The following is a 13145-nucleotide window of genomic DNA, read 5'->3' on the forward strand; positions in this document are numbered from 1 at the left end:
AAGCGACCTCAGAGATCGTCGCCCCCCGCCAATGCGGCCGGCGCCGCCTCATCGCCCATGGCCGACGCATCGACGAGACGCACACGCGCCGCCGGGAACAGCAGCCTGAACCTGGAGCCCTTCCCGGGCTCGCTCTCGATGCGCAGCTCACCGCCATGGCGCTGCACGACGTGCTTGACGATCGACAGTCCCAGACCGGTGCCGCCGGTGTCGCGCGAGCGGCTGCCATCGACGCGATAGAAGCGCTCGGTCAGTCGCGGCAGGTGTTCGCGCGCGATGCCGGGCCCGTTGTCGATGACCGAGATCTCGCCGCCGTTGTCCGGCAGCCATCGCCACTGCAGTTCGATGCGCCCGCCCTCGGGGGTGTAGCGCACGGCGTTGCTCACCAGGTTGGCGATCGCGCTGAGGATTTCCGTCTCGACGCCCGCGAGCTCGACGCCCGTATGACGTTCGCAGACGAGCTCGTGCCGCCCGTTCGACAGCGCCTGCGCGTCCGCGCCGACGCGCTGCAACAGCGGATCCAGCGAGATCCAGTGGTCCGCGCCGGGCCGCGGACTGCCCTCGAGCTGCGCCAGCGTCAGCAGATCGCCGACCAGCGTCTGCATCCGCGTCGTCTGCTGCTGCATCAGATGCAGCACCCGCTTGCGCTCGGCCTCGGTCAACTGCAGGCTGGCCATCGTCTCGATGAAGCCCGCGAGCACCGTCAGCGGCGTGCGGATCTCATGCGAGACATTGGCGACGAAATCGCGCCGCATCGCCTCATTGCGTTCGCGGTCGGTGACGTCCAGCGACAGCACCAGCTTGCGCGACTCCCCGCCGACGCCGTAATCGCGCACCAGCACCTGCAGCGTCGACTTCGCGCGGGTGTTGGTCAGCGTCAGCGGCTGCTGGAAGTTGCCGTTCTGCAGGTAGGACACGAAGGCCGGATAACGGACCAGGTTGGTGATGCGCTGCAGCTTGTCGCGTTGCGGATCCAGCGAGAAATGGTCGCCGGCCAAGGCATTGCACCATTGGATGTGGTCCTGCCCGTCGAGCAGGATCACGCCGTTGGGCGAGGCTTCGATGGCGAGCAGGAACTGCTCGAGCTGCTGGCGTTCACGTTCATAGCGGCGTTCGCGATCGCGCAGGCCGCGTTCGACGCGGTAGGCCATCTCGCCCCACAGTCCGCCGACGCGCGGGGCGTCATCGTTCTGGTCGCCGCGCAACCAGGTCACGAGCCGATGCGCCCGGGCCGCGTCCCAGACCGCCATCAGGACGACGGCCGTCGCCGCGGCCAGCGCCGCGGCCAGATGCGGCATCCCCGTCCACTCGCCCAACCCGTACCCCAGGCCGCCCGCGACGCTGGTGCCCAGCACCAGCATCAGGACGCGAGAGAACATCCATGCCATGGATGCGCCCTCAGGCCGACAGGGCGCTGCTGCTCTGCTGGGTCAGCCGGTAGCCGGCGCCACGGACCGTTTCGATCATGCGCGCGCAACTGACCTTCTCGAGCGCCTCGCGCAGGCGCTTGACGTGGACGTCCACGGTGCGTTCCTCGATGAACACATGGTCACCCCAGACACGGTCCAGCAGCTGCGAACGGCTGTGCACGCGCTCCGGATGCGTCATGAAGAAGTGCAGCAGGCGGAACTCGGTCGGACCGAGCTTCACCTCGACGCCTTCGCGGCTGACGCGGCGCGTGCCGGGATCGAGCACCAGGCCGCCGACCTCGACCGCCGTGTCCAGCGCCTCGGGCGCCTTGCGACGCAGCACCGCGCGGATGCGCGCCAGCAGTTCGTTCGTCGAGAACGGCTTGGTCAGGTAGTCGTCCGCGCCGGCGTCCAGGCCGGACACCTTGTCGACCTCTTCCGCGCGCGCCGTCAGCAGGATGATGGGCAGCTCGCGGGTGCGGGTGGCGCCGCGCCATTGGCGCGCCAGCGCCAGGCCGGTCTGGCCCGGCAGCATCCAGTCGAGCACGACCAGATCGGGCAGCACGCGGTCCACTTCCAGCTGGGCCTGTTCGGCATTGCCGGCCAAGGTGACCTCGTAACCGGCGTGGCGCAGGTTGATGGAGATCAGCTCGGCGATGGCGGATTCGTCCTCGACGACCAGGATGCGACTCATGCGGGGTAACTCCTCTTATTGGGTCCCGCCGGGACGCCCGTGGCGGGCGGGCCGGACGGGTGATCGCTTGTCGGTGCTCAGCGCACCATGTTCTCGACGGCGTCCGGCGAGTTGTGGCGGACGTCGGTGCCCTTGACCACGTAGATGATGACTTCGGCCAGGTTCTTGGCGTGATCGCCGACGCGCTCGATCGCCTTGGCGACGAACACCAGGTCGATCGACGACGAGATGGTGCGCGGGTCTTCCATCATGTAGGTGATGAGCTTGCGCATCAGGCCGTCGAACTCCTTGTCGATCTGGTCGTCGGCCTTCAGCACCTCCAGCGCGCGGTCCACGTCCAGGCGCGCGAACGCGTCCAGCGCCTTGCGCAGCTGCGCGGTGGCCAGTTCGGCCTCGTACGACAGGTCCGACATCGGCAGGCGCAGCCGGCTCGACACGCCGGTGTTGATCAGGCGCTGCACGGTGCGGGCGATGCGGGCGGCCTCGTCGCCGACGCGCTCGAGGTTGGCGATCGTCTTGGACACGGCGATCAGCAGGCGCAGGTCGCGCGCGGTCGGCTGGCGGCGGGCGATGATCGTCGACAGATCGCGATCGATCTCGATCTCCATCGTGTTGACGATCTCTTCCTGCTTGAGCACGTGGCTGGCGATGTCGCCGCTGAAGCTGCCCAGCGCCTCGACGGCCTGCGCCACCTGCGATTCCACCAGGCCGCCCATCTCGAGGACGCGCGTGGAGATGCCGCTCAGCTCGGCGTCGAATTGGGTGGAGAGATGCTTGTCGGTCATGGTGTGTGCTCCCTGTTGATCAGCCGAAACGACCCGTGATGTAGTCTTCGGTGTCCTTGCGCTTGGGCTTCATGAAGAGCTCCGCGGTCGGTCCGAATTCGATCAGGTCGCCCAGGTACATGTAGGCGGTGTAGTCGGAGCAGCGCGCGGCCTGCTGCATGTTGTGGGTCACGATCGCGACGGTGTAGTCGTGCTTGAGCTCGTGGATCAGCTCCTCGATCTTGCCGGTCGAGATCGGGTCCAGCGCCGAGCACGGCTCGTCCAGCAGCAGGACCTCCGGCTTGATCGCGATGCCGCGCGCGATGCACAGGCGCTGCTGCTGGCCGCCCGACAGGCCAGAACCGCTCTGGTTCAGCTTGTCCTTGACCTCGTTCCACAGCGCGGCCTTCTTCAGCGCCCATTCGACGCGCTCGTCCATCTCGACGCGCGACAGCGTCTCGAACAGCCGCACGCCGAAGGCGATGTTGTCGTAGATCGACATCGGGAACGGCGTCGGCTTCTGGAACACCATGCCGACCTTGGCGCGGATCAGCGACACGTCTTCCTTGCTGGTGAGGATGTCCTCGCCGTCCAGCAGGATCTGGCCTTCGGCGCGCTGTTCCGGATAGAGCTGGAACATCCGGTTCAGCGTGCGCAGCAGCGTGGACTTGCCGCAGCCCGACGGGCCGATGAACGCGGTCACCTTGTTCTCGGGGATGTCCAGGTTGATGTTCTTCAGCGCGTGGAAGCTGCCGTAGTAGAAGTTCAGGTTCTTCACCGAGAGCTTCGCCTTCTCGGTCACCGGCATGTCGACTTTAACGTCCATGTTGTTTCTCGATTCGTTGGATTCGTGGACCGGGTTCGGATCAATGCTTCTGCTTGAAGGCGAAGCGCGCGAGGATGTTCAGGAGCAGCACGCCGATGGTGATGATGAACACCGCCGCCCAGGCCAGTTTCTGCCAGTTCTGGTACGGGCTCATGGCGAAGTCGAAGATCACCTTCGGCAGGTTGGCCATCGGACCCGACAGGTTGGTCGACCAGAAGCGGTTGTTGAACGCCGTCAGCAGCAGCGGCGCGGTCTCGCCGGAGACGCGGGCCAGGGCCAGCAGCACGCCGGTCAGCACACCGGCGCGGGCGGCCTTCAGCGTCACCGTCATGATGACCTTCCACTTCGGCGTGCCGAGCGCATAGGCGGCCTCGCGCAACGCGCTCGGCACCAGGTTCAGCATGTTCTCCGTCGTGCGGATCACCACCGGGATCACGATCAGCGCCAGCGCCATCACGCCGGCCCAGCCCGAGAAGCCCTTGAACCGCAGCACGATCAGGCTGTACACGAACAGGCCGATCACGATCGACGGGGCCGACAGCAGGATGTCGTTGATGAAGCGCACGCAGCTGCCCAGCCAGGTCTTCTGGCCGTACTCGGCCAGGTAGACCCCCGCCAGCACCCCGATGGGCGTGCCCACGAGGGTGGCCAGCGCCACCATCAGCGCGGACCCGAAGATCGCGTTGGCCAGGCCGCCGTCGTCGGTGTTCGGCGGCGGCGTCATCTGGGTGAAGGTGGCCCAGTTCAGGCCGCCGATGCCCTGCGTGATGGTTTCGAAGAGGATCCAGATCAGCCAGACCAGGCCCATCGACATCGCCGCGAGCGACAGCGTCAGCGCGATGATGTTGACCCGGCGGCGCTTGTGGTACATCGCCATGCGGTCGGCGGTGGTGGCGCTCATGTGCGGGCTCCTTCGTTCTTCTTGAGCTTGTTGAGCAGGACCTTGGAGAACGCCAGCACCACGAAGGTGATGAAGAACAGGACCAGGGCCAGGTACAGCAGCGAGGCCTGATGCAGGCTGCCGGGACCGGATTCGCCGAATTCGTTGGCCAGCACCGAGGTGATCGTGTTGGCGGCCTCGAACAGCGACAGCGAGCTCAGCTGGTTCATGTTGCCGATCACGAAGGTGACCGCCATGGTCTCGCCCAGCGCGCGACCCAGGCCCAGCATGATGCCGCCGATCACACCGGTCTTGGTGTACGGCAGCACGACTTTCCACACCACCTCCCAGGTGGTGGAGCCCAGGCCGTAGGCGGACTCCTTGAGCATTGCGGGGGTGACCTCGAAGACGTCACGCATCACCGAGGCGATGAACGGGATGATCATGATGGCCAGGATGATGCCGGCCGAGAGGATGCCCAGCCCCACCGGCGGGCCCGAGACCAGTCCGCCCAGGACCGGCACGCCGCCGAGCAGGCTCTGCAGCGGCGCCTGGACGTAGGTGGCCAGCAGCGGGCCGAACACGAACAGGCCCCACATGCCGTAGACGATGGACGGCACGGCGGCCAGCAGCTCGATCGCGATGCCCAGCGGGCGGCGCAGCCAGCCCGGGGCCAGTTCCGTCAGGAACAGCGCGATGCCGAAGCTGACCGGGACGGCGATCAGCAGCGCGATGAACGAGGTCATCAGCGTGCCGTAGATCATCACGAGTCCGCCGAACTTCTCCTGCACCGGATCCCAGTCCGTGGACACGAGGAAGCCCAGGCCGAACTGCTTGATCGCGGGCGCGGCGCCCACCAGCAGCGAGCCGATGATGCCGACCAGCAGCGCCAGCGTGATCCAGGCCGCGGCATGCGTCAGCAGCGAGAACACGGTGTCGGCCCAGGGAGCGACGCGGCGGCGCTGCGGCGGACGTCCGTCCGGCTTGGCGCGCTCCTGGCCTCGATCGAGGGAATTGGCTGGAAGTATTGCGGCCACGGGGCCTCCGCTGAAATGTTTGGAATCTTGCGCGCCGCCCGCCTCCTCCGGCCGGTCCGACGCGTCCGTCACGATGTCTCTGTCGAGATCTTCTTCTTTTGGCGCCCTTGCACCTTCGCGCCTCAACTCGTCTTGAACGAAAGCCCGGTGTCCCGCAACAGGAGCACCGGGCCGCTTCGTCAGACGACGATCACTTGAAGCTGACCGCCTTGCCGGCGGTGTCCTTCACCTGGCCGGTCCATTGCTTGCGGACCAGGTCCTTCACGGCCGCCGGCAGGGGGACGTAGTCCAGTTCGTCGGCGATCTTGTCGCCCTGGGTGTAGGCCCAGTCGAAGAACTTCAGCGACGCGGCGGCCTGGGCCGGCTTGTCCTGGGCGGCGTGCATCAGGATGAAGGTGGCGCCGGTGATGGGCCAGCTGTCCTTGCCGGCCTGCTCGGTCAGCACCTGGTAGAACGACTGCTCCCACTTGGCGCCGGCCGCGGCCGCCTTGAAGGCGTCGTCGCTCGGGCTGACGAAGGCGCCGCTGGCGTTCTTCAGCAGCACGTAGGTCATCTTGTTCTGCTTGGCGTAGGCGTATTCGACGTAGCCGATCGAGTTGGGCAGGCGCGTCACGAAAGCCGACACGCCTTCGTTGCCCTTGCCGCCCGCGCCGGTGGGCCAGTTCACGGCCGTGCCTTCACCGACCTTGTCCTTCCAATCGGCGTTGACCTTGGACAGGTAGTTCGTGAACAGGAAGCTGGTGCCCGAGCCGTCGGCGCGGCGGACCACGGCGATGGCGGCGTCCGGCAGCGCGACGCCCGAGTTCAGGGCGGCGATGGCCGGGTCATTCCACTTCGTGACCTTGCCCAGGTAGATGTCGCCCAGGACCTTGCCGTCCAGCTTGAGTTGGCCCGCGGCGATGCCCTTGACGTTGATCACCGGCACGACGCCGCCGATCACGGTCGGGAACTGGACCAGGCCGTCCTTGGCCAGTTGGTCGTCCTTCAGGGGGGCGTCGGACGCGCCGAAGTCGACGGTCTTGGCCTGGATCTGCTTGATGCCGGCGCCGGAGCCGACCGATTGATAGTTGATGCGGACACCGGTGGCCTTGTTGTAGGCATCAGCCCACTTCGCGTACACGGGGGCCGGGAACGAAGCACCCGCACCGGTCACCTCTTGAGCATGGGCCGCGGAGAACATCGCGGCGCACGCGGCGAACAGCAGGCCAGCACGCAGTTGATTCATGATCATTCAGTCCTATCGCTTGGGTTGGTTGGCGAACGGAGCGGATGCTATGACCTCAATGTGACACATCCGTGACGCCACCCAGGATCCGGAAAAATGTCGTTACGGACAGCGCCCAGAGGAGAAACGGCACTTCGGCGGTCGTCGCTCGATCATTGTCATATTCGATTCACCCCGCTGTCATCTTCGATCTCTAGCCTTCGGGACGTGCGGGAAAACCCTCTGAATCTCATGACGGCGCCACGGCGACGGGCATGAGACGAAAGGATCTCCCCGCCCAGCTCCCGAAGAGTCGCGCTCGACGCGACCCGACCAATGCAAATTGGGCCGCCGACGCTCCCGCGCCGGCGGCCCTTCTTTTTTGCTGGAGGTGGAGGAGCTCAGCCGCCGCGGATGGCGTCCGCCAGGCGTTCGGCGCAGCGCTGGGCCAGATCGGCGTCGCTGGCCTCGACCATGACCCGCAGCAGCGGTTCGGTGCCCGACTTGCGGATCAGGACCCGCCCCCGATCGCCCAGCTCGGCCGTGACTTCGGCTTCGACGCGGGCCAGCGCAGGGTTGCTCTTCCAGTCCTGATGGTCCGCCTGCAGACGGACGTTGATCAGCGTCTGCGGGAACAGCGTGACACCGTCCAGCAGGTCCGCCAGACGACGGCCACTGCGGCAGACCGCTTCGAGGACCAGCAGGCTGCTCACGATGCCGTCGCCGGTCGTGTGCCGATCCAGCGACAGCAGGTGACCGGAGCCCTCCCCGCCGAGTTGCCAGCCGCGGGCGGCCAGTTCCTCGAGCACGTAGCGATCGCCGACCTTGGCGCGGACGAATTCGACGTCCCGCTGACGCAGGGCCAGTTCGACCGCCATGTTCGTCATCAGCGTGCCGACCGCGCCGGGAACGCGCTCACCACGCGCCAGCCGGTCCGCGACCATCACATAGAGCAGCTCGTCACCGTTGTAGAGCCGCCCGTCGCCATCGACCATCTGCAGGCGGTCGGCATCGCCGTCGAGCGCGATGCCGTAATCGGCCTGGTGCTCCTTGACCGCGGCGACCAGCGCCTGCGGCGCCGTGGCGCCCACCTTGTCGTTGATGTTGTAGCCGTCGGGCTTGTTGCCGATCGTGATGATCTCGGCCCCCAGCTCATGGAACACCGACGGCGCCACCTGGTAGGCCGCGCCGTGCGCCGCGTCGATCACCAGCTTCATGCCGCGCAGGCTGAGGTCGCTGCTGAAGCTGGCCTTGCAGAACTCGATGTAGCGGCCCTGCGCGTCGTCCAGGCGGCGGGCTCGCCCCAGGCTGGCGGAGTCGACCCAGACCGGCGGCTCGTCCAGCACGGCCTCGACGTCCAGCTCCCAGGCATCTGGCAGCTTCTCGCCCTTGGACGAGAAGAACTTGATGCCGTTGTCCGCGAACGGGTTATGCGATGCCGAGATCACCACGCCCAGATGCTGGCGCAGCGCACGGGTGAGGTAGGCGACGCCGGGCGTCGGCAGCGGGCCGGTCAGCAGCACGTTGACGCCTGCGGACGCGAAGCCGGCTTCCAGCGCGGACTCGAGCATGTAGCCGGAGATGCGGGTGTCCTTGCCGATCAGCACGCTGGGCTTGGCATAACTGCGCTTGAGTACGCGACCCACCGCATGGCCCAGCCTCAGCATGAAGTCAGGGGTGATGGGGGTGCGGCCCACGGTTCCGCGAATACCGTCGGTTCCGAAATACTTCCGGCTCATTGAGGCGATCTCCTGCGACTTCTCGATCTTGAATCCGAGGATTGTCGCCGATGCCGAGGTGGTCGCTGCTCGCCCACCTTGGGGCACCTGATCGGGGGAGCACTGGAGCGCTTGACGGTCCTGCCTGGATGGAGGTCAGCCCTGCGATGCGCCGAAGGCTTGCCACACCTTGAGCGCGTCGACGGTCGGCCCGACGTCGTGCACGCGTACCACGCGCGCGCCCAGGGCCACCGATGCCAGCGCCGCACCGACGCTGGCCGGCATGCGTTCATCGACAGCCTTGCCGGTCACGGCTCCGAGCGTCGACTTGCGCGACCAGCCGATCAGCAGTGGCCGTCCCAGCGCAAGCAATTCGCGCTGACGCCGTTGCAGTTCAAGGTTCTGATCCACGGTCTTGGCGAAGCCATAACCCGGATCCAGCGTGATCCGCTCGGCCGCCACGCCGATGTCGACCAGATGCCGCATCCGCTCGCGCAGGAAATCGGCCACCTCGAGGACAACGTCGTCGTAGTCGGCCAGTTGCTGCATGCCTGCGGGTTGGCCCCGCATGTGCATCAGACAGATGCCGGCGCTGCCATGCTCGGCCAGCAACCTGTCGGCGCCTTCATCGCGCAGGGCCTGCACGTCATTGATGATGTCGACGCCCAGGTCCAGCGCACGACGCATCACCTCGGTCTTGCAGGTATCGACCGACACCGGGACGCCGAAGTTCAGCGCGGCACGCAGCACCGGCTCCAGTCGTTTCCACTCCTCGTCGGCATCGAGTCGCGGCGCTCCCGGACGCGTCGATTCGCCGCCCAGATCGAGGATGTCGACGCCCTCGCCGAGCAGCCGCTCACAGAAATTGATCGCGCTCAGCGCGTCGGCATGTTGCCCGCCGTCCGAGAAGGAATCGGGCGTCACATTGACGATGCCCATCACCAACGGCCGCTCTGCCAAATCGAGGTCGAAGCGCGTGGTCTGCCAGATCAAGGGAGAAGTCATGGACGGCTGAGTGTCGAGGGCGCGGCCGCGCGCTCGATTGCGCCAGGGACTGCCTCGCCAGACGGCAAGTATGACGCAAGCCCGGAAGCGCCTGCGCTTCAGGTCGGGGTAGATCGCAAAAGCAGAAGGGCCGGTCGCGAGACCGGCCCTTCGGGGGATCCGTCCGGCATCGGAGACCCTTGCGGGTCATCGGATGCCCTGTCGATCAGGCGGCTGCCGGAGCGCTGCCCGTGGTGACCGCCGGGGTACCACCGCTGTCCGGCTTGTTGGCCGGCGGCGTCCAGTCCTTCGGCGGGCGCGGCGGACGGCCTTCCATGATGTCGTTGATCTGGTCGGCGTCGATGGTTTCCCATTCGAGCAGCGCCGTCGCCATCGCGTGCATCTTGTCCTTGTTGCCTTCAATCAGGTCGCGGGCAATCGTGTACTGCTCGTCGATGATCTTGCGGATCTCCTGATCGACCTTGCGCATCGTCTCTTCCGACATGTTGGTCGTCTTCGTGACCGAACGGCCCAGGAAGACTTCCCCTTCGTTGTCGGCGTAGACCATCGGGCCCAGCTCGTCGGTCATGCCATAACGCGTGACCATGTCGCGGGCGATGGCTGTGGCGCGTTCGAAGTCGTTGCTGGCGCCGGTCGTCATCTGGTTCATGAAGACTTCTTCAGCAATACGGCCGCCGAACAGCACGGAGATCGTCGACAGCATGCGGTCCTTGTCCATGCTGTAGCGGTCGCCTTCGGGCAACTGCATCGTCACGCCCAGCGCGCGACCACGCGGGATCACCGTCACCTTGTGGACCGGATCCGTCTTGGGCAGCAGGCGCGCCACCAGTGCATGGCCGGCTTCGTGGTACGCGGTGTTCTTGCGCTCTTCCTCGGGCATGACCATGGACTTCCGCTCGGGGCCCATCATGATCTTGTCCTTGGCCTTCTCGAAGTCCTGCATGTCGACCACGCGGCCATTGCGGCGGGCAGCGAACAACGCGGCCTCGTTCACGAGGTTGGCCAGATCGGCACCGGAGAAGCCCGGGGTGCCACGCGCCAGGATGTCGGCGCGCACGTCCTGGCCGACCGGGACCTTGCGCATGTGCACGTTCAGGATCTGCTCGCGGCCGCGTACATCGGGCAGCGTCACGTAGACCTGACGGTCGAAACGTCCCGGACGCAGCAGTGCCGGATCCAGGATGTCCGGGCGGTTGGTCGCGGCCATCACGATGACGCCGAGGTTGGTGTCGAAGCCGTCCATCTCGACCAGCATCTGGTTGAGGGTCTGCTCGCGCTCGTCGTTGCCGCCGCCCAGGCCGGCACCGCGATGGCGACCGACCGCATCGATTTCATCGACGAAGATGATGCAAGGCGCACTCTTCTTGGCCTGCTCGAACATGTCGCGCACACGGGCCGCGCCCACGCCGACGAACATCTCGACGAAGTCGGAACCGGAGATCGTGAAGAACGGGACCTTCGCCTCGCCGGCGATCGCCTTGGCCAGCAGCGTCTTGCCGGTCCCCGGAGGGCCGACCAGCAGCACGCCGCGCGGGATCCGGCCGCCGAGCTTCTGGAATTTCTGCGGGTCCTTCAGGAAGTCGACCAGCTCCTTGACCTCTTCCTTGGCCTCGTCGCATCCGGCGACGTCGGCGAAGGTCGTGGTGTTGTTGGCCTCGTCGAGCATGCGTGCCTTCGACTTGCCGAAGCTGAACGCGCCGCCCTTGCCGCCGCCCTGCATCTGGCGCATGAAGTACACCCACACGGCGATCAGCAGTAGCATCGGGCCCCAGCTGAGCAGGATGTTCATCAGCACCGAGGGCTCTTCCCGCGGCTTCGCGTCGAACTTGACGCCGTTGTTGATCAGGTCACCGATCAGGCCGCGATCCATGAACGGAGCGGTCGTGCGCAGCTTGTTGCCGTCACTGGTCGTCGCCTGGATCTCCGTGCCGGCGGGGGTCTCCTGCAGGATGACCTGCTTGACGCGCTTGGCACGGACCTCTTCGAGGAACTCCGAGTAAACGGTCTGGGTACCCTGGGTTGCGCTGCGATCGAACTGCTTGAAGACAGTGAACAGCACCAGGGCGATCACCATCCATACAGCCACCTTCGAGAACCACTGATTGTTCACCGCGACTCCTTTGTCATTCCATCACCGCACGCCCACCGATACAGCCTCGGGCAGCGGACTTTCACGGCATATGGGGCGGATTCTAGGCCAGTCAAGTCCCCAGACCTGATTGGCATTCCCATACACGACGATAGATATTGCCACGCGCAACGCCGACCGACCGCTCGAAGCGCCCCCGACTTTGACGCCTCATTGCGCTTTCAGTCGCATCCAGCCGCTTTCCGGCTCATCCTGGCGTTTGTCTCTGCCCTTTTTGGCAGGGTCCACACAACCATTTCAAGCCGTTTCAGATCTTCTTCAATCCGATGCCGACCAGGAAATTCTCGGCCGATCTTTCCCGGGAGGCCTTGGGCTTGGCAGTCTTCACCCGCTTGAACTGCGCACGGAAGGCATGCACGAGCTGGTCGTAACCGCTGCCATGGAACACCTTGGCCACCAGCGCGCCTTCGGGCTTCAGGTGTTGTTGGGAAAAGTCCAGCGCCAGTTCGATCAGATGCTCCATGCGCGCCGCGTCGGTGCTTTCGATGCCGGACAGGTTGGGCGCCATGTCCGAGACCACAAGATCCACCTTCTTTCCGCCGAGCATCGCCTCGAGCTGAGCCAAGACCTCGTCCTCGCGGAAATCGCCCTGGAGGAACTCCACGCCTTCGATCGGCTCGCACTCCAGGAGATCCAGCGCGATGATGCGGCCGTTCAGCTCACCCACCGCGGCGCCGCCGGCGCCCGCCTCCTTGGGCGCGAAACGACGGCGCAGGTACTGACTCCACGCGCCCGGCGACGCGCCGAGATCGACCACCACCTGCCCGGGGCGGATCAGCTGGAATTCCTCGTCGATTTCCTTGAGCTTGTAGGCCGCGCGCGAGCGGTAGCCCTCTTTCTGGGCCAATTTGACGTAGGGATCGTTGACGTGGTTGTTCAACCACGCCTTGTTCACCTTCTTGCTTTTGGTATCGACTTTCATTGCACGGATAATAAGCAGATGCCTGCTATTCAATTGACCCCTGCCCAGCGCAAGGAAAAACGCGCCGACGCTCATCACCTCGACCCCGTGGTGATGATAGGCGGCGATGGCCTGACGGCCGCCGTCACCAAGGAGGTCGACAACGCGCTGAAGGCCCATGGCCTGATCAAGGTGCGCGTCATGTCGGACGACCGCGACGGTCGCGAAGCCATCCTCGCCACGCTGGCCGAGGAACTCGACGCCGCCCCCATCCAGCACATCGGCAAGCTGCTCGTCCTGTGGCGCCCGATGCCCGAGAAGGAAAAGGCCGCCGCCAAGGAAGACGCCCGTTCGGCACCCAAGGTCGTCAAGATCGTGAAATTCTCGAAAAGCGGCAACAACCGTCCGCAGATCAAGAAGGTCACCGTCCTGGGCAACCAGCGCGTCACCCAGGGTGGTGAGGTCAAGCGCGCCAAGAAGCCGCGCCAGACCAGCGTCAAGAAGTCCAGCCAGGGCTGATGCCCGAGACGGCGCCAAGGCGCCAACGACAAGACGGCC

The 13145-nt window shown here is 65.8% G+C and carries 12 protein-coding genes; 1 reads left to right on the forward strand and 11 read right to left on the reverse strand.

Annotated elements, in window-relative coordinates:
- Positions 1-8: 8 nt before the first annotated feature.
- The 11 genes from phoR to ACQ4L4_RS10605 all read right to left on the reverse strand — a co-directional run bounded on the left by phoR (position 9) and on the right by ACQ4L4_RS10605 (position 12608).
- Positions 9-1379: a phosphate regulon sensor histidine kinase PhoR gene (phoR, locus tag ACQ4L4_RS10555; RefSeq protein ID WP_431104189.1), complete on the reverse strand. Its 1371-nt coding sequence runs from the start codon at positions 1377-1379 to the stop codon at positions 9-11.
- Between the two features lie 19 nt (positions 1380-1398).
- Positions 1399-2103 (reverse strand): phosphate regulon transcriptional regulator PhoB, encoded by a 705-nt coding sequence (phoB, locus tag ACQ4L4_RS10560; protein ID WP_067270346.1) that lies wholly within the window; start codon positions 2101-2103, stop codon positions 1399-1401.
- 77 nt (positions 2104-2180) lie between these two features.
- Positions 2181-2888 (reverse strand): phosphate signaling complex protein PhoU, encoded by a 708-nt coding sequence (gene phoU, locus ACQ4L4_RS10565; protein WP_067270342.1) that lies wholly within the window; start codon positions 2886-2888, stop codon positions 2181-2183.
- 19 nt (positions 2889-2907) lie between these two features.
- On the reverse strand, positions 2908-3693 hold the full coding sequence (gene pstB / locus ACQ4L4_RS10570; protein ID WP_067270340.1) for a phosphate ABC transporter ATP-binding protein PstB: 786 nt from the start codon (positions 3691-3693) through the stop codon (positions 2908-2910).
- Positions 3694-3733: 40 nt separating this feature from the next.
- On the reverse strand, positions 3734-4594 hold the full coding sequence (gene pstA / locus ACQ4L4_RS10575; RefSeq protein WP_377154057.1) for a phosphate ABC transporter permease PstA: 861 nt from the start codon (positions 4592-4594) through the stop codon (positions 3734-3736).
- Positions 4591-5610 (reverse strand): phosphate ABC transporter permease subunit PstC, encoded by a 1020-nt coding sequence (gene pstC / locus ACQ4L4_RS10580; protein ID WP_431104190.1) that lies wholly within the window; start codon positions 5608-5610, stop codon positions 4591-4593. The genes pstA and pstC overlap by 4 nt, the downstream gene beginning before the upstream one ends.
- A gap of 190 nt (positions 5611-5800) precedes the next feature.
- On the reverse strand, positions 5801-6835 hold the full coding sequence (gene pstS / locus ACQ4L4_RS10585; RefSeq protein WP_377154053.1) for a phosphate ABC transporter substrate-binding protein PstS: 1035 nt from the start codon (positions 6833-6835) through the stop codon (positions 5801-5803).
- A 380-nt stretch (positions 6836-7215) separates the two neighbouring features.
- On the reverse strand, positions 7216-8553 hold the full coding sequence (gene glmM / locus ACQ4L4_RS10590; RefSeq protein WP_431104191.1) for a phosphoglucosamine mutase: 1338 nt from the start codon (positions 8551-8553) through the stop codon (positions 7216-7218).
- Positions 8554-8688: 135 nt separating this feature from the next.
- Positions 8689-9525 (reverse strand): dihydropteroate synthase, encoded by an 837-nt coding sequence (gene folP / locus ACQ4L4_RS10595; protein ID WP_431104192.1) that lies wholly within the window; start codon positions 9523-9525, stop codon positions 8689-8691.
- A gap of 217 nt (positions 9526-9742) precedes the next feature.
- Positions 9743-11647, reverse strand: a complete 1905-nt coding sequence (gene ftsH, locus ACQ4L4_RS10600) for an ATP-dependent zinc metalloprotease FtsH (protein ID WP_377154051.1) — start codon at positions 11645-11647, stop codon at positions 9743-9745.
- Positions 11648-11933: 286 nt separating this feature from the next.
- A complete protein-coding gene (locus tag ACQ4L4_RS10605; RefSeq protein WP_431104911.1) occupies positions 11934-12608 on the reverse strand; it encodes an RlmE family RNA methyltransferase in 675 nt (224 codons plus the stop codon).
- An 18-nt stretch (positions 12609-12626) separates the two neighbouring features.
- Between ACQ4L4_RS10605 and yhbY the strand changes: the two genes are divergently transcribed.
- On the forward strand, positions 12627-13106 hold the full coding sequence (gene yhbY / locus ACQ4L4_RS10610; protein ID WP_377154049.1) for a ribosome assembly RNA-binding protein YhbY: 480 nt from the start codon (positions 12627-12629) through the stop codon (positions 13104-13106).
- Positions 13107-13145: the final 39 nt, after the last annotated feature.

The organism is Roseateles noduli (assembly GCF_050626985.1).
In the GTDB taxonomy this organism is placed as follows: Bacteria; Pseudomonadota; Gammaproteobacteria; order Burkholderiales; family Burkholderiaceae_C; genus Roseateles; species Roseateles noduli_A.